Consider the following 22,007-nt stretch of genomic DNA (forward strand, 5'->3'; position numbering starts at 1 on the left):
AGCTTCAACGTGGATTGTCCGGCGATGGGGACATTCGGTCCGTAGCGGATCGCCGAATGGCGGAGGCGCACCGCATCCGGATCTGCTTTAGGCCAGCACCGGAAAGCCTTTGGCCGGCTTCGCTTTTGCGCTGAATGCGTCGGTTTCCTGTTACCTCGCCAGCAATGCCGCCGCCAGAGTCGGGTCCGCGATTCTGCTTCGGGGGAAGCGATGTCCACCCATGTGCGTCATCCGACCTGGCTTCCGGCCCTCAAGGCCGCCGATGCGCGCACCTTTGCCTCGCTCTACGCGGTCGAATCCTTCGCCCGCGCCACCGTGTCGAGCGTCATCCCGATCCAGGCCTATGAAATCCTGCACAACGAGCAGATCGTGTCGATCCTTTACACGGTCGTGGCCATGCTCGGCCTGTCGGTGACGCTGTTCATGCCGATGCTTATACGGCGCTTTGCCCGCCGCTGGGTCTACACCGCGGGTGCCTGCCTGCTCGCCATCGGTTCGCTGTTCTTCGTCACGCATACGCTGGCCGGGCAATTGGCGGGAATGCTGTGCCGCGTCATGGGCGCCAGCGCGCTCTCGATCACGCTCAACCTCTACATCATGGACCACATACGCAAGACAGATTTCATGCAAGCGGAATCGCTGCGCATGGCGTGGTCGATGGTGGCGTGGACAGGCGGTCCGACGCTCGGCATATTCCTCTACACGCGTTTCGGTATCTATGCCGCGCATGGCGCGGTCGCCGTCTTCGCCATGATCCTGCTGGCGCTGTTCTGGTTCTACCGGCTCAGCGACAACCAATTGATCCGCCCGGGCAAGACGCGGCCGGCCAATCCGCTCGCCAATATCGGCCGCTTCATCGCCCAGCCAAGGCTGCGGCTGGCCTGGCTCATCGCCTTCGGCCGCTCCTGCTTCTGGACGACCTTCTTCGTCTATGGGCCGTTGTTCATGGTGATCACCGGGCAGGGCGACCTGACCGGCGGCCTGCTGGTTTCCGCCGGCAATGCGCTTTTGTTCATGGCGATCTTCTGGGGCAGGGCGGGAAAGCGTTTTGGTGGCCGCCGTACCATGACGTTTGCCTATTTCGCCATGTCGGCCATGCTCCTGGCAGCCGGCACGGTTGGGGCGACCGCACCGCTGCTTACTGGCGCCTTTCTGCTGGGCGGTGCTTTCTTCACCATCGCGCTCGACGCGCTGGGCTCGACAGCCTTCATGCGCTCGGTGCGCTCCTACGAGCGGGCGCAGATGGCGGCCGTCTACCGCACCTATCTCGACTTTTCCGAACTGACACCGCCGCTGGTCTATTCCGTGGTGCTGGCGTTTTTCGGCCTGGGCTCGGTCTTCGTCACGCTCGCCATGCTGGCCGCGGTCTGCGGCTTCGTGACCTGGCGATACCTGCCGAAGTCCCTGTGATCCTCAAGGCCTCCGCGAAACCGCCGCGTGTCGCTCGCGCACCCAGTTGTGGAAGCGGTGCAGTTCATACTCCTCGGGCATGAGAACGCCGACCTCGTGGCGCATCGAGCGCAGCCCTTTCTGGTTGACCTCGCAGATGGCGGCGTCTTCCTCCAGCACCTGCTTGCCGAAGGCGACGATGTTGTCGATGTCGGCTTGAGGCGTCTTCAGGGCTTCTGGTGAAAACAGCCATTCGGCGGTGAGTTCGGTCTGCTCCGGACCAAGGGGTACCAGCCGCACCGTCCTGACATAGTCGACATGACCGACGACGAACATGGATGGCAGATTGGTGGCATAGGTCTGACCGGCGGCGCGTTCGGCCGGCGTCAGACCGGCGAAGACAGGTCCATGGGCACGCCCGTCGCTCGACCATGTTTCGGCACCGTTTCTCAGGCCGCCGGAAAACTCCGGCGCGTCATTGTCGGCATGGCGGGACCATTCGGGATCGTCCTGCCGGCCCATGAGGCCGCGGCCATAGATCGGCACCAGCCGTGACAGGTCCTTGTGGACGCCCGGACAGTGCAGGCACTCGTTGAAGTTTTCCCAAAAGATCTTCCAGTTGCAGTTCATCACCTTGCGCAGCACGTGGCCGGTGACCAGTGTTTCCAGCGGCCAGTTGCCGAGATTGCCGGATGCGGGGTCGAAGGATGTTTCGGCCGAGCCTTCGGCGTCCTCCTGAAGGTTGACGAAAACAAAGCCGCGCCACACGGAGAGCGCCACCCGGTAGAGCGGATGGTCGGCCTTGTCGAAGCCTTCTGGCAGCGATTTCGAGGGCACGCGCACGAGATCGCCGCGCAGCGAATAGGACCAGGCATGATAGGGGCAGGTGAGGAGCCGCGCCTTCAGCCGGCCCTCGCTTTCCTGGCAAAGTTGGGAGCCGCGATGCCGGCAGGTGTTGTGGAAGGCGCGGAGAACACCGGTCTCGTCGCGTAGCACGACGATTTCCTGCGTGCCGACCCGAAATGTCCTGAAAGCCAGTGGTTCCGCCAGGTCCGTCTCGCGGCAGACAAGTAACCAGCTTCGATACCAGATGGCGTCGAGGTCCCGCTGATAGTCTTCCATATCCCAATAGGCCGATGAGGCTAGCGTCGCTTCAGCCCGCTTCAGTCCATTGTAGGTGGCGCGTTCGCTGGGGTCGGGTTGCATGGTTGGCTCTCTATATTGGCTGAATGTTCAGCCAATACCTGACTGGACGAATTGTCAATCGGTGCACCGGTTTGCCGACCGTCCGAGGCACTGGATTCGCGGCAGCTGCCAGCGATTCGGGCACGGAGCGGCAAGAACCGGCTTGCAACCCCGCCGGTTGGAGGCAATAGGAACAGGATGAACACCGCTTCAGTCCTCCTTGGCGCTTGACCCGTCCGATGGCCGATCCCGTTGCAGATCAGGGCACGCTGACCTTTCTCATCGGCGGCGCGCGTTCCGGCAAGAGCGGACATGCCGAGACGCTGGTCACGGCCCATCCGGCGCCGTGGGCCTATATCGCCACCGCGGAAGCCTATGACGACGAGATGCGCGAGCGCATCGCCTTGCACCGTTCGCGCCGAGGCGAGGGCTGGACGACCATCGATGCACCGCTCGACCTTGCCGGCGCCATCGAGTCATTGCCGGATGGTCAGCCGTTGCTGGTTGACTGCCTGACCTTGTGGCTGACCAATCATATGCTGGCCGAACATGACGTCGATGCCGAATGCCGACGATTGGCGGATGTGCTGTCGCGGCCGCGCGGGCCGTGGTTCGTGGTTTCCAATGAGGTCGGCCAGGGCATCGTGCCTGACAATGCGCTTGCAAGACGTTTTCGCGATGCGGCGGGCCGGCTCAACCAGCAAGTCGCGGGCGTGGCTGAAACAGTGTTGCTGATGGTGGCGGGGCTGCCGCTGAAGGTGAAATGACATGACTGACATCGAGCACAAGGCAGTCGACCAAGGGGATGAAGAGCGCCACCGCGCCAAGATGGCCAAGCGCAAGGCGGTGCAGGATGCCGAGGTAGCGGCCAAGACGGTCGAGAAGGGTCTGCTGATCGTCAATACCGGTCCCGGCAAGGGCAAGACCACCGCCGCTTTCGGCCTGGCTTTGCGGATGCTCGGCTACGGCAAGCGCGTCGGCGTCGTCCAGTTCATCAAGGGCAAATGGCATACCGGCGAGAAGGATGCTTTTGCAGCCTTCGGCGACCGCGTCGTCTGGCACACAATGGGCGAGGGTTTTACCTGGGAGACGCAGGACCTGAGGCGCGACATCGCGGCGGCGGAAGCGGCTTGGGCCAAGGTGGTCGAACTGATGGCCGATCCTTCGATCAGCCTGCTGGTGCTCGACGAGTTGAATATCGCCCTGCGCTACGACTATCTCGGTCTCGAAAAAGTGGTCGCCGCGCTGAAGGCGCGGCGCGAAGGGCTGCATGTCGTCGTCACCGGCCGCAACGCCAAGCCGGCGCTGGTCGAGGCCGCCGATCTGGTCACCGAAATGGGCGTGACCAAGCACCATTTCTCGGCTGGAGTGAAAGCGCAGCAGGGCATCGAGTTCTGAACGCCAGCGCCCTCAGATGGCGATGACGATTGCCGCGACCAGAGCGAACAGCCCGAGCAGCAAGTAATCGGCGACCCGGTAGAGTTTCAAGGCGCGCCTGATGTCGAGGCTGTCGACCTCACGGCGGCCGCCTTCGCCCATGAACACGTCGTCGACCATGACGCCGCCATAGCTGCGCGGGCCGGCGAGCGCCAGGCCGAGCGCCCCGGCCATGGCCGCCTCGGGCCAGCCGGCATTGGGCGAGCGATGTTTCCTGGCGTCACGCCACACGGCGCGCCAGGCGTTGCCCGCATCCGCGTCCCTGACGAGGAAGGCCGCCAGCACGATGAGCAGCGCGGTCAATCGCGACGCCGGCAAATTGATCAGATCGTCGAAACGCGCCGCCGCCCAGCCGAAGGCCTCGTGGCGCGGCGTGCGGTGGCCGATCATCGAATCGGCGGTGTTGGCGGCCTTGTAGGCGACGCCACCGGGCAGGCCGCCGACACCAATCCAGAAAGCGGGCGCGACGATGCCGTCGGAAAAATTCTCTGCCAGGCTTTCGATCGCCGCGCGGCCGACACCGGCCTTGTCGAGCTTTTCAGGGTCGCGGCCAACGATCCGCGAGACGGCTATGCGTCCCATCACCAAACCGCCTGTTTCGAGCGCGTCGGCCACGGCCTCGACATGCTCGTACAGGCTTTTCTGCGACAGCAGCGAGGTTGCCAGGATCGCCGTGATCACCAATCCGGCGGGTAGCATCCGCCAGAGTGCGATTTCGACACCCAGCGCGATCATGGCCGGCAGCAGAACAATGATCACCAGCGCGACAACGCCCCGCCGGCGACGCAGCACGTCGGAATCAGTGGCGCGGTTGAGCCTGCGGTCGAGAAAGGATATCAGCCTGCCAAACCACGTCACCGGGTGGCCGATGGCGCGGAAGAGCCAGTCCGGATAGCCCAGTGCGAGTTCGATGGCCAAGGACAGGAAAGCGATCAGGACGGACATGAAGCTTCTTGATGGAGCGATTGCAACGGTGGATCACGGCGGCAGTCTTGGCCGGGCGAGGGCGCTCTTTCCCCACGCACCGCAGCCTTTCGTCGATCTCTCGACCGGGATCAATCCGCACTCCTATCCGTTTTTCGACCTGCCCGCCACCGCCCTGTGGCGGCTCCCTGAAAAGGCTCGCGCGCATGAGCTGGCCGAAGTCGCCGCGAGCACCTACGGTGCACCTTCAGCGGCGCATGTCGCGGCGGGGCCGGGAACGCAGATCCTCTTGCCGCGCGTTGCCTCCCTGGTCAGCCCTGGCAAGGCGCTGGTCCTGGGGCCGACCTATGCGGAGCATGCGCGAGCAGCGTCTATCGCGGGCCATGCCGTGATGGAGGTTGGGGATTTCGACGCCCTGGCGGGGGCTGACCTTGCCGTGATCGTCAACCCCAACAATCCGGACGGTCGCGTCGTGTCGCGCGCGAAGCTGCTGGAGCTTGCCGCGGGAATGCGCGCCAAGGGCGGGCTGCTGGTTGTCGATGAGGCGTTCATGGATGTCGGCCCGCGCACTGAGAGTCTTGCGGGAGATGTCGGGCAAGGCGGCATCGTCGTGCTGCGCTCCTTCGGCAAGTTCTTCGGCCTGGCCGGCCTGCGGCTGGGTTTTGCGCTCTCCGACGCGCTGACGGTCGAACGGCTGGAGACACAGCTTGGCCCCTGGGCGGTTGCCGGACCGGCGCTGGAGTATGGCATGAAGGCGCTCGCCGATATTGGCTGGCAGGACAAGATGCGGACGTCGCTGGCCGATGCCGCTGCAAGGCTGGACGGCTTGTTTGGCGGCTTCGGCGTTCCCGTCGCCGGCGGCACCACCTTGTTTCGCTATCTTCGCCTGCACGATGCCGCCGGACTGTTTTCGGCGCTTGGCGAGCGCGGCATCCTGCTTCGCCATTTCACCGACCGTCCACATGTGCTGCGCGCCGGCCTGCCTGGATGTCAGGAGGATTGGCTGCGGCTGGAATCCGCTCTTGCCGAATGGGCATCACGGCGCGACGATCAGTCAAGGGAAGCTACGCAATGATCCATGTCTGTTCACTGGCGAAGGTCGAGGAGACGGTGGCAAGGACCGGCGCCGGGCGGCTGCTTTCGCTGCTGTCCGCCGGCACAGAAGTGACGCGTCCCGCATCGATCACGAGGGAAAATCACCTCCACCTAGTCATGCATGACATCGCGGTGGCGCAAGAGGGCATGACCATGCCCGGCGAAGAGCATGTGCGAAATCTGCTTGATTTCGGCCGCCAGTGGGACCGCGCACGGCCGCTGGTCATACATTGCTATGCCGGCATCAGTCGCTCGACCGCTTCGGCCTATATCATCGCGGCGGCGCTGGCGCCGAAGTGTGACGAGGCGGAACTGGCACGGACGTTGCGGGCTTTGTCGCCTTCGGCGACGCCCAATCCGCGCCTGATCGCGGTGGCCGACGCGCTGCTTGATCGCAAGGGTCGCATGGTCGAGGCCATCCAGGCGATAGGGCGCGGTGCCGATGCCTTCGAGGGCACGCCTTTCGAGCTGAGGATCGAAGGTTAGCTGAGCCAGTCGGCGAGCTTTGCCTTGCGCACATCCTTGATCAGGTTGATGAAACCGTCGGCCTGATACTCGGCGGTCAGCCGGCCCTTTTCCGCCGTGGCGATGCTGGCATCGCCGACCACGCCATTCGGGTTGAGATCGCCAGCGATCCAGGCGAACGCGTGGGTGCCGGTGTGGCGCAGCAGCGAGAACTCCTTTTCGGCCTTGGCGACATTGGAGACGAAATTGTCTGTCTTGTTCATGTCCACGAGGTCCGGCCGGAAATGCAGCATCAGCGATGTCTCGACATCGCCGCCGTGGATGCCGTGACGGTCCTCGAGTTCCGTGTACATGCCGGCCGGTCGGCCGAAGCGCTGCCAGCTCGTCTTCACCGCCAGCATCTTGGCACGCACGCGCAACTCACGGGTGATGATGCCCATGATCTCCTCGTTGCCGCCATGCGAGTTGACGACGATCAGCTTGCGCACGCCAGCGCGTGCGATCGACAGGCCAAGTTCGGTCCATGCGTCGACCAATGTCGTTGCCGGCAAGGTGAGGGTTCCCGGCGCGTGCAGATGCTCGTTCGATTTGCCCACCGCCTGCACTGGCAGGATGCGGATATCGAGATCATCGGGCAGGCGCGAGATGACCGTATCGAGCATGCCGTTCATGATCGATGTGTCGGTCGAGACGGGCAGATGCGGTCCGTGCTGTTCGATCGCAGCCACGGGCAGCACCGCGATCGTCGCTTCGGGATCGATCGAGGCATATTCGGTTGTCCGGTAGTCGCCCCACCAGACGCGTCTTTTTGTTTGGGTCATTTTGAACCTCGATGGAACTGGTCTGGTGTTGCGCTGCCCCTCACCCTTACCCTCTCCCCGTGAAGGACGGGGAGAGGGGGCGCCAGCGTTGGTGCGCGTCCTTCTCCCCGTCACTATACGGGGAGAAGGTGCCGGCAGGCGGATGAGGGGCAGCGCAGACTTTGGTGTGGTGTATCTTCAGATTGCGAACCTGTCGATTCGGGTCTTGGTCTGTGCCTCTCACCCCGCCGCGATGGCCTCGACTTCGACCTTGAATTCCGGCCGGGCAAAGCCGGAGACGATCATCAGCGTCGAGGCGGGCGCGGGGCTGGAGAACAGCCTGTCGCGGACGTCCATATAGGGCCGTAGATGAGCGCGGTCGGTGACATAGGCGTTGATGCGGACGATATCGGAGAGCCCGATGCCGGCCTCGCCGAGAACCGCCGCGATGTTTTGAAAGCAAAGTTCGGCCTGGGCGCCGGCGTCCTCGGGGATCTGGTCGTCGGCGGTGATGGCGACCTGGCCCGAGCAGAGGACCAGCCGCCTGCCGGCGGCAACCTCGACGCCGTGGCTGTAGCGGGCGAAGGGCGGCTTGATCGACTTCGGCATCAGAAATTTGAACATGGCAATCTCCGTTTCGCCATCAGCCTAAGGCGGCGGCGGTGACATCTTCAAGATGTGGTTCACGTCTTCAGCGCGATTGTGGACAGCAGTTCAAAAAATAGGCACGATGCCTTTCGTACGGCATGACCCGTCCAGCCTTGACGCGCGACTGCGACGCAAGCGGGCGGTCCCGGCGCGAGGGGCCGGTGGCATGTGTCTTGCTTCATGAACCAATGGTGTCGAGCCCGGCGCGGAGCGCTCCGGAGCAAACAGAGGGTGGTCTCGATGTACGGAAGACGGAAGATTTCGGCGGGCGCGATGGTGCTGCTCGCGGCCAGCACGCTTGGGGCGGCAGCCAATGAGAAAGTCACCTTCGGCACCAATTGGCTGGCCGAGCCGGAGCATGGCGGATACTATCAGGCCATCGCGGATGGCACCTATGCGGCCTGCGGCCTCGACGTCACTATCATGCAGGGCGGTCCGCAGGTCAGCGGCAGGCCAATGCTGCTGGCCGGCAAGATCGACTTCTACATGGGCGGCAACCTGCTTTCAGCCTTCGACGCCGTGCAGCAGGGCATTCCGATGCGCGTGGTGGCCGCCGACTTCCAGAAGGATCCGCAGGTCATCATGTCACAACCCGGCCAGGGGCTGGACACATGGGACGACCTGAAGAATGCCGACCAGTACATACTGGGCGACGAGGGCGCACAGACATTCTTCCAGTGGATGATCACCGACCTCGGCTTCGACGCCACCAAACGCGTGCCCTACACCTTCAATCCGGCGCCGTTCATCGCCAACAAGAAATCGATCCAGCAGGGCTACGTCACCTCCGAGCCGTTCGCCGTCAAGAAGGCAGGCGGCTTCATGCCCGACCAGTTCCTGCTGGCCGATTATGGCTGGGACACCTACGCGACGACGGTCGAGGTGATGCAGGACACGATCGACAAGCGCCCGGAGGTCGTCCAGTGCTTCGTCGATGGCTCGGCCAAGGGCTGGTACAAATATCTCTACGGCGACAACAAGGCCGCCAACGACATGATCAAGAAGGACAATCCGGACATGACGGATGAGCAGATCGCCTTCTCGATCGAACAGCTGAAGAAATTCGGCATCGTCGATTCAGGCGACAGCGAGAAGCTGGGCATCGGCGCGATGACGGATGCGCGCATCCAGAGTTTTTACGACAAGATGGTCAAGGCCAAGGTCACGCCCGCGGGCATAGATATCAAGAAGGCCTACACGCTGGCCTTCATTAACAAGGGGGTCGGCCTCGACCTGAAGAAATAGGCCGGTCCCGAATGATGCAGGAGAAAGTGGCGCAAGCGCCAACAGCGTCGGGATCCTCCTCGACGATGTTGGCGTTGCGTGGCGTAGGCAAGGTCTTCTCCAACGGCGTGACGGCGCTCCACAATGTCGACCTGACGATCCGGGACGGCGATTTTCTCAGTCTGCTCGGCCCTTCGGGTTGCGGCAAGTCGACGGCGTTGCGGCTGATCGCCGGCCTCTCGACGCCGACGTCCGGCCAGCTCGACTGGCGCGGCGGCGGCTCGCTTGACCGCTCCAAGATCGGCTTCGTCTTCCAGGAGCCGACGCTGCTGCCCTGGGCCGACGTCTTCGACAATGTCTGGCTGCCGCTGCGGCTCAAGGGCATTTCACGAGCCGATGCGGCGCCGGCGGTCAACGAGATGCTGGCGCGGGTTCATCTGACGGGCTTTGAAAAGGCCGTGCCGCGCGAACTGTCCGGCGGCATGAAGATGCGTGTCTCCATTGCTCGCGCCATGGTGACGAAGCCGCGCGTGCTGCTGATGGACGAGCCGTTCGCCGCGCTCGACGAAATCACCCGCTTCAAGCTCAACAATGACCTGCTGGAATTGTGGCAGCACGAGCGCTTCACGGTCGTCTTCGTCACTCACAGTGTTTTCGAAAGCGTTTTCCTGTCCAACCGGATCGTCGTCATGGCGGCGCGGCCGGGCAGGGTGTTCGATGAACTCGCCGTAGAGGCGTCCTATCCACGCGACGAGGTATTTCGCACCTCGCCGGACTATGCGGCACTCTGCCGCCAGGCCTCCGACGTGCTGGTCAACGCCATCAATTCAACCGCGGGGTCGCATCATGACGGCCATTGAAAACGGCACGCTGAAACTCGACGCGGAAGAGGCGCGCCGCGTGCGCGAGGACCGGCTGGAGCGGATCGGCCGCTGGGTGCTGCCGCTGGCGATCATGATCCTGGCCGTCTGGCTGTGGGATCGCATCTGCGTCTGGAACGATATCCCGAAATACATCCTGCCGCGCCCCGGCGTGGTGCTGCAAACACTGCATGACGATGCCGGGCTGTTGTTCTCTTCGTTGCTGGTGACGCTGAGGATCACCTTTCTCAGCCTGGCTCTGGCCATCATCGGCGGGGTTGGGCTGTCTGTCCTGTTCGCGCAGTCGAAGTGGGTCGAGATGTCGTTCTTCCCCTTCGCCATCGTGCTGCAGGTGACACCGATCGTGGCCATCTTTCCGCTGATCAACATCTATGTCGGCAACCAGACGACCAAGCTTCTGCTGTGCGCCTGGATCGTGGCCTTCTTCCCGATCCTTTCGAACACAACGCTCGGCCTCAATTCGGTCGACCGCAATTTGCTGGATATGTTCAAGCTCAACGGCGCCACGCGCTGGCAGCAATTGCGCTATCTCCGGCTGCCGGCGGCGATGCCGTACTTCCTTGGCGGGTTGAAGATCGCCGGAGGGCTGTCGCTGATCGGCGCGGTGGTGGCGGAGTTCGTGGCCGGCGCGCAGGGGCAGTCGTCAGGCCTTGCCTCGCGCATCATAGAGGCCGGCTATCGGCTCAACGCGCCACGCCTGTTCGCGGCGCTGATCCTGATTTCGCTCACCGGCATCCTGATCTTCCTCGTGCTGTCGCTGATTTCGCATCTCATTCTCAGGCGCTGGCACGAAAGCGCACTGAAGCAGGAGCGGTAACGTTGTTGAGTTTCGCCTGGTGTCTCGGCCCTTCACCTATCCCGAAGTCGGCGCTGCCCCTCACCCTTACCCTCTCCCCGTATAGAGACGGGGAGAGGGGGGCGTCGGCGTTGGAGCTTCTCCCTTCTCCCCGTCGCTATACGGGGAGAAGGTGCCGGGAGGCGGATGAGGGGCAGCGATGACGTCGGCGATCATTCCAGAATCCGGTCAATTCGTACTTGCCAATGTCCGGCTTCATGCGTCCGTGACACCAGGCCTTGCCGCGACATTCGACAGCGACGGCTTTGCGCTGGCCGACATCGCCGTCGCCGACGGCAGGGTTTCCAGCATCACCGCTCATAGCCTTGCGGCGCCGGCCGCCGCGGTCGACCTTGCCGGCCGCATCGTGCTGCCGTGCTTCGTCGACTGCCACACCCATATCGACAAGGGCCATATCTGGCCGAGAAAGCCCAATCCGGACGGAACGTTCATGGGTGCGTTGAACGCAACCGGCGCGGACCGTGCCGCGCGCTGGAGCGCCCAGGATGTTGCCCGCCGCATGGACTTCTCGCTGCGCTCGGCGTACGCGCACGGCACCAAGGCTCTGCGAACCCATCTCGACAGTGTCGCGCCGCAGGAAGCAATCTCCTGGCCGGTGTTCGAGACGATGCGCGAGACATGGCGTGGCCGCATCGAACTGCAGGCCGCCTGCCTGATCGGCATCGAGGGCGTTCGCGAGACGACGTGGTTTGAAAGCCTGGCCAAACGCGTGGCGGCCGCTAGGGGCGTACTCGGCGTCGTCACCTATATGGTGCCGGATCTGGAAGCGCTGCTCGACCAGGTTTTCGCGCAAGCCATCAAGCATGGCCTCGATCTGGATTTCCATGCCGACGAGACCGACGATGTCGGGGCGATATCTTTGAAGAAGATCGCGGAGGCGGCGCTCTGGAACGGCTTCGAGGGCAATATCCTCGTTGGCCATTGCTGTTCGCTGGCCCGGCAGCCGGACCTCGACGTGCTCGATACGCTGGACAAGGTGGCCAAGGCCGGGCTAGCGGTGGTCTCTTTGCCGATGTGCAATCTCTACCTGCAGGACCGGCGCGCCGACCGCACCACGCCACGCTGGCGCGGGGTTACGCTGCTGCACGAGATGAAGGCGCGGGGCATTCCGGTTGCCGTCGCCTCCGACAATACGCGCGACCCGTTCCATGCCTATGGCGATCTCGACATGCTGGAGGTCTACCGGATGGCGACGCGCATCCTGCATTTCGACCATCCGGTCGCGGACTGGCCGCAAGCGGTGACCGCGACCCCGGCCAAAATTATGCGGCTTGATGGTGTCGGCTCGCTTGCGGCTGGCGGACCTGCCGATTTCATCCTGTTCAAAGGTCGAAGCTGGACGGAATTGCTGTCGCGGCCCGAATCGGATCGCATCGTCGTGCGCGCCGGGCGTGCCATCGCGCGGCAATTGCCCGATTATGCCGAACTTGACGATCTGATGGTGGAATGATGGATATCGCCGCGCTGAAACGCGATCTCGACGGGATAAAGCTCGACGACAATCCGGCGATCGTCCAGCAGAAGAGCCGCGACTTCTACTGGTACAGCCCGGTGCTGAAGCAGCAGCTCGACCATGTCACCGGCGATCTGATCGTGACACCCAGGAACGAGGCCGAAGTGATCCGCGTGCTCGCCGCCTGCCATCGGCATGGCGTGCCGGTGACGCCGCGCGGCAGCGGCACCGGCAATTACGGGCAGGCGATGCCGCTTTCGGGCGGCGTGGTGCTTAACCTTGCCGAGATGAACGACATCAAGTCGATCGCTCCTGGCCGCGTTGTGACTGGGCCGGGCGCGGTTCTCTCTGACATCGACAAGGCAACGCGGGGGCATTCCGGCCAGGAACTGCGGCTGTCGCCCTCGACCTACAACACCGCCTCGATCGGCGGCTTCATCGCCGGCGGTTCGGGCGGCGTCGGCTCGATCAATTTCGGCGGGTTGCGCGATTTCGGCAATGTGCTGCGCCTGCGCGTGGTGACCATGGAGGCAGAGCCGAAAGTGCTCGAACTCACCGGCGAGGATCTGCACAAGGTCACGCACGCCTATGGAACCAATGGGATCATCACCGAGGTCGAGATGCCGCTGACGGCAGCCTATGAGTGGGTCGATCTCATCGTCGGCTTCGATACCTTCATGGATGCCGCGCGCTATGGCAACGCGCTGGCCTGCCAGGACGGCATCCTCACCAAGCTGATCGCACCGATCGCCGCGCCGGTACCGCAGCTCTATTTCAGGCGACACCAGAAATTCCTGAAGGAGGGCCAGAGCATCTGCGTCGTCATGGTGGCGCCGCATGGGTTGGACGCCTTCCTGGCCTTCACCCGCCGCGCCGGCGGCGACGTCATCTTCAATGCCGCCACAGCGACGCCGGAGCACAAGAAGGGTCTGCCGCCGGCCTACGAACTGGCCTGGAACCACACGACGCTGCGGGCGCTGCGCGTCGACCCGTCGATAACCTATCTGCAGTCGCTTTATCCGTTCCCTAACCAGCTCGCGCTGGTTGAGAGGATGGATGCGATGTTTCCCGGCGAAGTGTTCTCGCATCTCGAATTCGTGCGGCTGGACGGCAACATCACCTGCTTCGGCCTGCCGCTGGTGAAGTTCACCACCGAGGCGCGGCTGGACGAGATCGTGCGGCTGCACGAGGACAATGGCTGCCCGATCTTCAATCCGCACCGCTACACGCTGGAAGAGGGCGGCATGAAGCAGACGGACGCGATCCAACTCGCCTTCAAGCGCGAGACCGATCCGCAAGGCCTGCTCAATCCCGGCAAGATGATCGCCTGGGAAAACCCGGACTATGATTACCGTTCGGGCCGGACTTTCCTCTTCAAGGGGCTGCAAAAGGCAGGTTGATGAACGTCCTCGTGCTCTACGCCCATCCGGTCGAGACCAGCTTCAATGCTGGCCTGCACCGGACGATCGTCGAGCGGCTGACGGCGGCGGGTCATACGGTCGATGATTGCGATCTCTATGCCGAGGATTTTGATCCTCGCCTGACGCGCAAGGAGCGAATGGCCTACCACGACCAGCGTAGCGCCGCAGAGCCGGCGGCGCCCTATGTAGAGCGCCTGTTGCGGGCCGATGCGCTGGTGCTTTGCTATCCGGTCTGGAACTACGGCTTTCCAGCCATCCTGAAGGGCTTTTTCGATCGGGTCTTCCTGCCTGGCGTGTCGTTCAAGCTAATCGACGGCGAGGTGCGGCCGTCCCTGCACAACATCAGCAAGATCGCGGCCGTCACCACCTATGGCGGCAGCCGCTTCCGCGCCATGCTGATGGGCGATCCGCCGCGCAGACTGATCAAGCGCATGCTGCGCGCCACGGTAAAGCCTGGCGCGCCGGTGATCTATCTCGCTCAATATTCGATGAACCTGTCGACCGATGAAACGCGCCGCGCTTTCATGGCGCAGGTCGCGGCCAGCATGGATGCGTTCTGATGCGGGTGCTGGTGGTCTACTGTCATCCTGTGCCCGAAAGCTTCTGCGCTTCGATCCGGGACAGTGCCATCGAGGTGCTGAAGACGAGAGGTTGGGAGGTGCGGCTGCTCGATCTCTATGCCGAGAAATTCGACCCGGTGCTGGGTTGCGACGAGCGGCGCTCCTACAACAACCAGGCGCCGCAAGACCCGGCGCTGAAGCCGCATTTCGAGCTCCTCAAATGGGCCGAGGCAATCCTCTTCGTCTATCCGACCTGGTGGTACGGCCTGCCGGCGATGCTCAAGGGCTGGCTCGACCGGGTTTGGGCCACTGATGTGGCGTTCAAGCTTCCGGTGGGCAAGGGGCGGATCAAGTCGCTGATGACCCATGTGACCAGGGTCGGTGTCATCACCACCTGCGGCGCGCCGACGTGGTGGAGCGTCGTCGTCGGCCAGCCGGGACGCAAGACACTGCTGCGGGGCATGCGCGCCCTGTGCGCGACACGCTGCCGGACTTTCTACCTGGCGCACTATCTGATGGATTCCTCGACGCCGGCGACGCGCGCAGCGTTTCTGGCGAAGGTGCGGGCCAAGCTGGAGCGATTTTGAGAGATGCGCGCCGTTCTCCCCGTGAACGGGGAGAGCGGTAAGAGGCGCTACATCTTCACCCGCTCCGACTTCGGGTCATACATCGGCTTCAGCGATGCTTCCGCCGCAAACCGCTCACCGGCGATCTCGATCTCGTAGGACGACGCCAGCACGTCGGCCTCGCTCTCGCCCCCACAGGGCACATAGCCCAGTCCGATGGCGCCGCCGAGATGGTGGCCGTAATTGCCTGACGTGACCGGGCCGACGATCTTGCCATCGCGCAGGATCGCCTCGTTGTGGAAGAGCAGGGGCTGCGGGTCCTTCAGGCGGAACTGCACGAGACGGCGTGACAGCCCGGCTTCCTTTTTCCTCAAGACCGCGTCGCGGCCGATAAAGTCGCCCTTGGCCGTCTTCACAGCGAAGCCAAGACCGGCTTCCAACACATTGTCCTCGTCGGTAATGTCATGGCCGAAATGCCGGAAGGCCTTTTCGATGCGGCAGGAATCCAGCGTATGGAGGCCGCAGAGCTTCAGGCCGACATCGGCGCCGGCCGCTTCGATCGCCTCGAAGACATGGGCGGTCTGGTCGGTCGAGACATAGAGCTCCCAGCCGAGTTCGCCGACATAGGTGACGCGGTGGGCACGGGCCAGGCCCATGCCGATCTCGATCTCCTGGAAGCTACCGAAGGGATGGGCTTCGTTGGAGAAATCGTTCGGGCTGACCTTCTGGATCAGCGTTCGCGCATCCGGCCCCATCAGGCAGAGCACGCTCTCGGCCGCCGTCACATCGGTGATGACGACGAACTCGTCGCTCAGATGCTTGCGCAGCCAGGCCAGATCGCGCTGCAGCGTCGCGCCGGGCACGACGAGGAAGTAGGCGGTATCAGACAGGCGCGACACGGTGAGGTCGCTTTCGATGCCGCCGCGCTGATTGAGCATCTGGGTATAGACGATCTTGCCTGGGGCGACGTCGACGTCGTTGGCGCAGAGCTTTTGCAGGAAAGCGCAGGCGTCGCGGCCCTCGACACGGATCTTGCCGAACGAGGTCATGTCGAACAGGCCAACCTTGCCGCGGACAGCCAGATGCTCCTCGCGCTGGTTGTCGAACCAGTTCTGCCGCTTCCACGAGTAGCGATATTCGCGCTCCTGGCCTTCACGGGCGAACCAGTTGGCGCGCTCCCAGCCGGCGACTTCGCCGAACACGGCGCCGCGCGCCTTCAGATGCTCGTGCAGGGGCGAACGCCTGACATTGCGTGATGTCGCCATCTGCCGGTAGGGGAAATGGTCGGCATAGAGCAGGCCGAGCGTCTCCGAGACACGCTCCTTCAGGTAGCGGCGGTTCTTCTGGAACGGCTGGGCGCGGCGGATGTCGACTTCCCACAGATCGAAAGGCGCTTCGCCGTCGCTAATCCACTGCGCCAGCGCCATGCCGGCGCCGCCGGAGGAGACGATGCCGATCGAATTGTAGCCGGTCGCCATCCAGTAGCCCCGGAGTTCCGGCGCTTCGCCGAGATAGTAGCGGTCGTCAGGCGTAAAACTTTCGGGGCCGTTGAAGAAGGTGTGGATGCCGGCGGTCGCAAGCATCGGCATACGGTTGACGCCCATTTCCAGAATGGGTTCGAAATGATCCATGTCCTCCGGCAACTGGTCGAAGCAGAAGTCCTCGCGGATGCCGTCCATGCCCCAGGGTTTCGCGACCGGCTCGAAGGCACCGAGCATCATCTTGCCCGCGTCTTCCTTGTAGTAGGCGCACTCGTCGGGAACGCGCAGCACTGGCAGCCGGCTGAGGCCGGGGATAGGCTCGGTGACGAGATAGAAATGCTCGCAGGCGTGCAGCGGAATGGTGACGCCGTTCCACGCGCCCAGTTCGCGCGCCCACATACCGGCGCAATTGACGACGATGTCGGCCTCGATCGTGCCCTGTTCGTCGCCCTGAGCCCAGGATACGCCAGTCACGCGCCCGGCTTTCGTGTGGACCTTGGTGACCTTCACATTCTCGACGATGGTGGCGCCGCGCTGACGGGCGCCCTTGGCCAGCGCCATGGCGATGTTGGCGGGATCGCATTGACCGTCGAGCGGGAGGTGCACCGCGCCGACAACATCGGACACGTTGAGATGCGGGTACATCTGCTTGACTTCATTGGGTGAAATCTCGCGTACGTCGACATCGAAGGCGCGGGCGAGCGAAGCCTGCCGGTAAATCTCGTGCTTGCGCTCTTCCGTCAGCGCCACGGTGATCGAACCCACCTGCCGCATGCCGGTGCCAACCTCGGTTTCGGCTTCCAGCTTGACGTAGAGATCGGCCGAATATTTCGCCAGCCGCGTCATGTTCTGGGAGCCGCGCAACTGGCCGATCAGGCCGGCGGCATGCCATGTCGTGCCCGAGGTCAGCTGCTTGCGTTCCAAGAGCACGATGTCGGTCCAGCCGAGCTTGGCCAGGTGATAGGCGACCGAGCAGCCGGAGACGCCGCCGCCGATGATGACGGCCCTCGCTTTGGTAGGAATGGTCTTGGCGGTCATGCGGCCTCGCGACGGTAGCTGGAAACAAATCGGCGCAACCGGAGTGCTGCTTCCTGCAGAACGGGCTCGGGCTGGCAGAGGCTGATACGGATATGGCCGGCGGCGGCTTCGCCGAAGCTGGAGCCGGGCATGACGCCGACATTCTCCTTGCCGAGGAAGGCGAAGGCGAATTTCTCGTCGTCCGGTTCGATGTCGGATATATCGAGCATGACATACATGCCACCCTCGGAGCCGCGCACGATGACATTGTTCATGCCGCTGACAGCATCGAGGAAGATGGTGCGCCGCGCCGCGTATCGCTCGGCGATCTCCTTGACGCCATAACGGTTCTCAAGCGCCTCCGCGCAGGCGATCGAGATGAAGGCGGGCAGGCCGTAAGTCGTCACCAGATTGAGATTGGTCAGCAATGTGATCATTTCCTGCGGGCCGGTCAGCCAGCCCATGCGCCAGCCGGTCATGCCGTGGCTTTTGGACATGGAGTTGATGACCAGAGTCCGCTCGGCCATGCCGGGCAGCGAGCGCGGCGAAATGTGTTCGCCGCCGCCAAGCGTCCAGTAGACTTCGTCAGACAGCAGCCAGAGGTCGTGCTCCCTGCAGATCTCGGCAAGCTGCTCCAGCCGCTCACGGGAATAGACCGCACCGGTCGGGTTGTTGGGTGTGTTGATCAGGATGGCGCGGGTGTTCGGCCGAAGCGCCGCGCGGATCATCTCGGCGCGCGGCTGGAAACCATCTTCCGCCGGCGTCTCGACAACGGTGAAGCTCGCGCCCGCGGCGCTGAACGTGTTGGGATAGGTGGCGTAGTAGGGGGCAACCACGATGGCATGATCGCCCTGGTCGAGGACGGCCTGCACGGAAGCGTAGAGCGCGGCCTGGCCGCCCGGCGTGGCGATGACCTGGTCCGGTGTCGTCTCGACGCCAGTGCAGGCGCTCGAGGCTGCCGCCATCGCCTTGCGCAGGCGCGGCAGGCCGGGAAGAGGGGTGTAGTGGTGGTGGCTGCCGCGAACGGCCGTAACACAGGCTTCGATCGTTTCCGACGGCGTGTCGAAATCATGGTCGCCGACCGAGAGCATGATGATGTCCTCGCCGGCTTCCTTGCGTGCCCAGGCGGCCGAATGGACTTCCCAGCCATCCTTGCCCGAAGGCACGATGCCGGAAATGCGCGTTGATGGTCTAGGCATGTATACCTCCCGAAATGTCATAGCCGGCATGGTCCAGCCGGTCGCGCAGGGCGGCTATATGCGCCGGCCCGACCTCGCAGCAGCCGCCGACGATGCCAGCACCGGCTTCTACCCAGGCCATGGCCTGATCGGCATAGGCTTCCGGATCAAGATCGTGACGGGCATGCAGCACCTCGACGGTGCCGCCATGCTTCAGCGCCTCGACCGAGGTGAAGCCGTTGGCATAGGCGCCAACCGGCCCGCCGAGCGCGAGCAGTTCCGGCAGCGCGGCGCTGACGGCTTCAGGCCGGCAACAATTGATCAGTCGCGCCGCGACCGGCAGGTCGCCGAGTGCCGAGGACGCGGCAGCGAGCGCTTCGCCACTGCGCAGCCGTGGCGTGCCATGGTCGGCGAGCGTCCATGACACCCAAACCGGTTTGCCGCTTTCCGATGCCGCGGTGACCGCCGCGCGCGCTTCATCGGCGGAGGCCATCGTTTCACACAGAAAGAGATCGACGCCATCCGCCTGCTCGGCAACGATGCGGCGGTAGATGTCGAGCGTCTCCTGATAGGAGATGGTAAGCGCCGGCGCGTAGCTACCGAACAGCGGCGAGAGGCAGCCGGCGACCGATGCCTCGCCGGCACTGTCACAAGCTTGCCTGGCCAATTCGATGCCACGCTTCTGCAGCGGCTTGAACAGGTCCTCGGCGCCCTCGCGCGCCAGGCGTTCGGGCGTGGCTGAATAGGTGTTGATGGTGATCACGCGGGCGCCGGCACGGATGAATTCCGCATGCAGGTCGCGCACCAGATCGGGTTCGTCGATCAGCACCCTGGCTGACCACAATGGCGTCGGCTCGGATTTGCTGCGCCGGACCAGTTCCTGACCCATGCCGCCATCGGTGAGGATAACGTTGTTCATGCGCGCAGCCTCTCATTCCTTGGATCCCAGAGCGGCTCGTCCTTCTGCACGACCGCCTTGAAGCGCTCGCCGAAAATCTCGATTTCGATCGCGGTCCCCGGTTCAGCCAGATCGGCGCGCAGCATGCCAAGCGCGATCGACTTGTCGACCCTGTGGCCAAAGCCTCCGGACGTTGTCTCACCGACGATCTTGCCGTCATGCCAGAGCGTCGACACGGAAGGGGCGTCGCAGTCGCCGGGGTTTTCGACCACCAGCGTGACGAAACGCTTCTTCACGCCTTGCTGCTTTTCATCCAGCAGCGCCGCCTTGCCGCGGAAGTCGGGCTTTTCCCATTTGACGAAGCGCTCGAGCCCGCCCTGCAGGACCGAATAATCGGTCGAAAGGTCGCCCTTCCAGGTGCGGTAGCCTTTTTCGAGCCGCAGCGAGTCCAGCGCATACATGCCGAACGGCTTCAGGCCGTGCTTCTGGCCCGCCGCCCAGATGGCGTCGAAGATGGCGGCGGTGTCGTCGACCCTGGTGTGGATTTCCCAGCCAAGCTCTCCGGCGAAGGAAACGCGTACCAGCCGCGTCCAACGTCCGGCGATGCTGGTTTCCTGATGCGTCAACCATGGCAGCGAAAGGTCGGCGGCGCAGACATCGGCGAGGATCTTTCGCGAGTTGGGGCCGGCGAGGATCTGCGTGGAATATTCCTCGGTCCGGTCGCTCAGCGTGAAGGTCGCGTCCTTCGGCATGCGCGACTTCAGCCATTCGAAATCGTGCCATTGCGCGACCGCCGCCGTGATCAGCGTCATCAGGTTCTCGTCATGGCGAACGACGGACATTTCGGTGACGATGCGGCCCTTGTCGTCGGCAAAATAGATCAGGCCGATGCGGCCGGGCTTCGGCACCAGTCCGGTGACCTGCAGGCTCAGCCATTCGGCCGCACCCGGGCCCTCAAGGTTGAAACGCGAGAAGCCGGGCAGGTCGAGGATGCCCGCGGCGTCGCGCACGGCGAGGCATTCCTCGCGCACGCGCTTGTACCAGGGGCCTTCACGGCGGAAGGTCAGCGTGGCTTGTTCCGACACGTCGTCGCCGTCCTGTGCGTACCAAGTGGCTCGCTCCCAGCCATTGTAGGCGTCGAAAGAAGCGCCGAGCGCCTTGATGCGATCATGGATCGGCGACAGTTTCCTGTCGCGCCCTTCCGGCCAGGCATGCCGCGGGAACTGGATGGCGTATTCGTTGCCGTAGATCTCAATGCCCTTGGCGACACAATAGTCCGGCGCGGACGCGAATGAGGTGAAGCGGCGCGGGTCGCACGACCACATGTCCCATTCGGTCTGGCCCTGCGTGATCCATTCCGCCAGCACCTTGCCCGCGCCGCCGCCTTGGGCGATGCCGAAGGTAAAGACGCACGCCTCGAAAGCGTTGGGAACGCCGGGCATCGGGCCGATCAGCGGGTTGCCGTCCGGCGTATAGGGGATCGGACCGTTGATGACCTTGGACAGGCCCGCGGTGCCGAGGATCGGCACGCGGGCGACGGCGTCGGCCAGATAATGCTCAAGACGGTCGAGATCATCAGGGAAAAGCTGGAACGAGAAATCATCGGGCATCGGATCGTTATGGGTCGCCCAGTGCGCACGGCAGTTGCGCTCATAGGGGCCGAGATTCATGCCGTTCTTTTCCTGGCGCAGGTAATAGGAAGTGTCGACATCGCGCAGCAGCGGCAGCTTCGAGCCTTGTTCCTTCGACCATGCCGCGAGTTCGGGGATTTCCTCGAACAATATGTACTGATGGCTCATCACCATCATCGGCACGTCGCGGCCGAACATCCTGCCCACTTCAGCCGCACGGTAGCCGGCGGCGTTGACGACGATCTCGCAGCGAATCTCGCCTTGGGCGGTCTCCACCACCCATTCGTCGTTTTCACGGCGCACTCCTGTAACCGGGCAGAAGCGAATGATCTTCGCACCCAGATCGCGCGCGCCCTTGGCCAGTGCCTGGGTCAATTGTGCCGGATCGATATCGCCGTCATTGGGATCATAGAGCGCGCCCTTCAACTCATGCGTCTCGATGAACGGGTAGCGGCGCTTGATCTCGTCGACGCCGACCACGTCGATGTTCATGCCCTGGTAGAGACCCATGCCCTTGGCGCGCTGGAATTCCTGCATGCGCTCGGCGGAGTGCGCGAGCCGCAGCGAGCCAGTGACGTGGTAGTTCATTGGATAGTCGACCGCATCGGCCAGCCCGCGATAGAGCTCGGTCGAATAGCGCTGCATGTTCATCAGCGACCATGAGGATGAGAAGGTCGGCACGTTGCCGGCGGCGTGCCAGGTCGAACCGGAGGTCAGTTCGTTCTTTTCCAGCAGCACGCAGTCGGTCCAGCCCGCCTTTGCGAGATGGTAGAGCGACGAGGCGCCGACGGCACCTCCTCCGATGATGACCACGCGCGCCGTGCTCGGCAAACCCGCCATGTTCTTCTCCCAAATTCCGTGCGCGTTGCGCTGCTATTCTTGTTTTGACGCACCTCCG

At 63.7% G+C, this 22,007-nt stretch carries 20 protein-coding genes; 12 read left to right on the forward strand and 8 right to left on the reverse strand.

The features are described 5' to 3' along the window. Window positions 1-210 precede the first annotated feature (210 nt). The gene (locus tag ACO07C_RS01755) at window positions 211-1,410 is read left to right on the forward strand and encodes an MFS transporter (protein ID WP_421912511.1); all 1,200 of its coding nucleotides are present in this window, start codon (window positions 211-213) and stop codon (window positions 1,408-1,410) included. 3 nt (window positions 1,411-1,413) lie between these two features. Here ACO07C_RS01755 and ACO07C_RS01760 read toward each other — a convergent pair whose 3' ends face one another. Beyond that, window positions 1,414-2,595 carry an aromatic ring-hydroxylating oxygenase subunit alpha gene (locus ACO07C_RS01760; protein ID WP_421912512.1) on the reverse strand — a complete coding sequence of 394 codons (1,182 nt, stop codon included), beginning with the start codon at window positions 2,593-2,595 and terminating at the stop codon, window positions 1,414-1,416. Between the two features lie 218 nt (window positions 2,596-2,813). On the opposite strand from ACO07C_RS01760, the gene cobU reads away from it, so the two are divergent. Together cobU and cobO are read left to right on the forward strand one after the other, a co-directional pair. Next, complete coding sequence (gene cobU / locus ACO07C_RS01765) at window positions 2,814-3,341, forward strand: bifunctional adenosylcobinamide kinase/adenosylcobinamide-phosphate guanylyltransferase (protein ID WP_421912513.1); 528 nt, start codon at window positions 2,814-2,816, stop codon at window positions 3,339-3,341. Between the two features lies 1 nt (window position 3,342). After that, the gene (cobO, locus tag ACO07C_RS01770) at window positions 3,343-3,972 is read left to right on the forward strand and encodes a cob(I)yrinic acid a,c-diamide adenosyltransferase (protein ID WP_421912514.1); all 630 of its coding nucleotides are present in this window, start codon (window positions 3,343-3,345) and stop codon (window positions 3,970-3,972) included. Between the two features lie 12 nt (window positions 3,973-3,984). On the opposite strand, the gene cbiB is transcribed toward cobO, so the two are convergent. Next, window positions 3,985-4,956: an adenosylcobinamide-phosphate synthase CbiB gene (gene cbiB, locus ACO07C_RS01775; protein WP_421912515.1), complete on the reverse strand. Its 972-nt coding sequence runs from the start codon at window positions 4,954-4,956 to the stop codon at window positions 3,985-3,987. Here cbiB and cobD point away from each other — a divergent pair. Together cobD and ACO07C_RS01785 are read left to right on the forward strand one after the other, a co-directional pair. Further along, window positions 4,955-6,010, forward strand: coding sequence for a threonine-phosphate decarboxylase CobD (gene cobD, locus ACO07C_RS01780; RefSeq protein ID WP_421912516.1), 1,056 nt, complete (start codon window positions 4,955-4,957; stop codon window positions 6,008-6,010). The genes cbiB and cobD overlap by 2 nt on opposite strands. Then, a complete protein-coding gene (locus ACO07C_RS01785) occupies window positions 6,007-6,516 on the forward strand; it encodes a tyrosine phosphatase family protein (RefSeq protein WP_421912517.1) in 510 nt (169 codons plus the stop codon). Before cobD ends, ACO07C_RS01785 begins: the two co-directional genes overlap by 4 nt. Here ACO07C_RS01785 and ACO07C_RS01790 read toward each other — a convergent pair. Both ACO07C_RS01790 and ACO07C_RS01795 read right to left on the reverse strand, forming a co-directional pair. Further along, window positions 6,513-7,316, reverse strand: a complete 804-nt coding sequence (locus ACO07C_RS01790; protein WP_421912518.1) for a creatininase family protein — start codon at window positions 7,314-7,316, stop codon at window positions 6,513-6,515. The two genes, ACO07C_RS01785 and ACO07C_RS01790, sit on opposite strands and share 4 nt — an antisense overlap. Window positions 7,317-7,535: 219 nt before the next feature. After that, a complete protein-coding gene (locus tag ACO07C_RS01795; RefSeq protein ID WP_421912519.1) occupies window positions 7,536-7,919 on the reverse strand; it encodes a RidA family protein in 384 nt (127 codons plus the stop codon). Window positions 7,920-8,183: 264 nt separating this feature from the next. Here ACO07C_RS01795 and ACO07C_RS01800 point away from each other — a divergent pair, with 264 nt between their 5' ends. From ACO07C_RS01800 to ACO07C_RS01830, 7 genes are all read left to right on the forward strand, one after another. Continuing rightward, window positions 8,184-9,188: an ABC transporter substrate-binding protein gene (locus ACO07C_RS01800; protein ID WP_421912520.1), complete on the forward strand. Its 1,005-nt coding sequence runs from the start codon at window positions 8,184-8,186 to the stop codon at window positions 9,186-9,188. A gap of 11 nt (window positions 9,189-9,199) precedes the next feature. Beyond that, the gene (locus ACO07C_RS01805; protein ID WP_421912521.1) at window positions 9,200-10,027 is read left to right on the forward strand and encodes an ABC transporter ATP-binding protein; all 828 of its coding nucleotides are present in this window, start codon (window positions 9,200-9,202) and stop codon (window positions 10,025-10,027) included. Beyond that, a complete protein-coding gene (locus ACO07C_RS01810; RefSeq protein WP_421912522.1) occupies window positions 10,014-10,865 on the forward strand; it encodes an ABC transporter permease in 852 nt (283 codons plus the stop codon). The genes ACO07C_RS01805 and ACO07C_RS01810 overlap by 14 nt, the downstream gene beginning before the upstream one ends. Window positions 10,866-11,043: 178 nt before the next feature. After that, the gene (locus tag ACO07C_RS01815; RefSeq protein WP_421912523.1) at window positions 11,044-12,354 is read left to right on the forward strand and encodes a cytosine deaminase; all 1,311 of its coding nucleotides are present in this window, start codon (window positions 11,044-11,046) and stop codon (window positions 12,352-12,354) included. After that, window positions 12,354-13,757, forward strand: coding sequence for an FAD-binding oxidoreductase (locus ACO07C_RS01820; RefSeq protein ID WP_421917421.1), 1,404 nt, complete (start codon window positions 12,354-12,356; stop codon window positions 13,755-13,757). The genes ACO07C_RS01815 and ACO07C_RS01820 overlap by 1 nt, the downstream gene beginning before the upstream one ends. Beyond that, on the forward strand, window positions 13,757-14,338 hold the full coding sequence (locus ACO07C_RS01825; RefSeq protein ID WP_421912524.1) for an NAD(P)H-dependent oxidoreductase: 582 nt from the start codon (window positions 13,757-13,759) through the stop codon (window positions 14,336-14,338). Before ACO07C_RS01820 ends, ACO07C_RS01825 begins: the two co-directional genes overlap by 1 nt. Then, window positions 14,338-14,925, forward strand: coding sequence for an NAD(P)H-dependent oxidoreductase (locus ACO07C_RS01830; RefSeq protein WP_421912525.1), 588 nt, complete (start codon window positions 14,338-14,340; stop codon window positions 14,923-14,925). The genes ACO07C_RS01825 and ACO07C_RS01830 overlap by 1 nt, the downstream gene beginning before the upstream one ends. Window positions 14,926-14,972: 47 nt before the next feature. Here the strand turns inward: ACO07C_RS01830 and ACO07C_RS01835 are convergent, their stop codons facing one another. From ACO07C_RS01835 to ACO07C_RS01850, 4 genes are read right to left on the reverse strand one after another with little or no spacing between them, the layout of a single operon-like run. After that, window positions 14,973-17,423, reverse strand: coding sequence for a GcvT family protein (locus tag ACO07C_RS01835; RefSeq protein WP_421912526.1), 2,451 nt, complete (start codon window positions 17,421-17,423; stop codon window positions 14,973-14,975). Further along, window positions 17,420-18,601 (reverse strand): pyridoxal phosphate-dependent aminotransferase, encoded by a 1,182-nt coding sequence (locus ACO07C_RS01840; RefSeq protein WP_421912527.1) that lies wholly within the window; start codon window positions 18,599-18,601, stop codon window positions 17,420-17,422. Before ACO07C_RS01840 ends, ACO07C_RS01835 begins: the two co-directional genes overlap by 4 nt. After that, window positions 18,594-19,499: a homocysteine S-methyltransferase family protein gene (locus tag ACO07C_RS01845; RefSeq protein WP_421912528.1), complete on the reverse strand. Its 906-nt coding sequence runs from the start codon at window positions 19,497-19,499 to the stop codon at window positions 18,594-18,596. The genes ACO07C_RS01840 and ACO07C_RS01845 overlap by 8 nt, the downstream gene beginning before the upstream one ends. After that, on the reverse strand, window positions 19,496-21,949 hold the full coding sequence (locus ACO07C_RS01850) for a GcvT family protein (RefSeq protein WP_421912529.1): 2,454 nt from the start codon (window positions 21,947-21,949) through the stop codon (window positions 19,496-19,498). The genes ACO07C_RS01845 and ACO07C_RS01850 overlap by 4 nt, the downstream gene beginning before the upstream one ends. Window positions 21,950-22,007: the final 58 nt, after the last annotated feature.

Source organism: Mesorhizobium sp. (genome assembly GCF_965229135.1).
GTDB lineage: Bacteria > Pseudomonadota > Alphaproteobacteria > Rhizobiales > Rhizobiaceae > Mesorhizobium.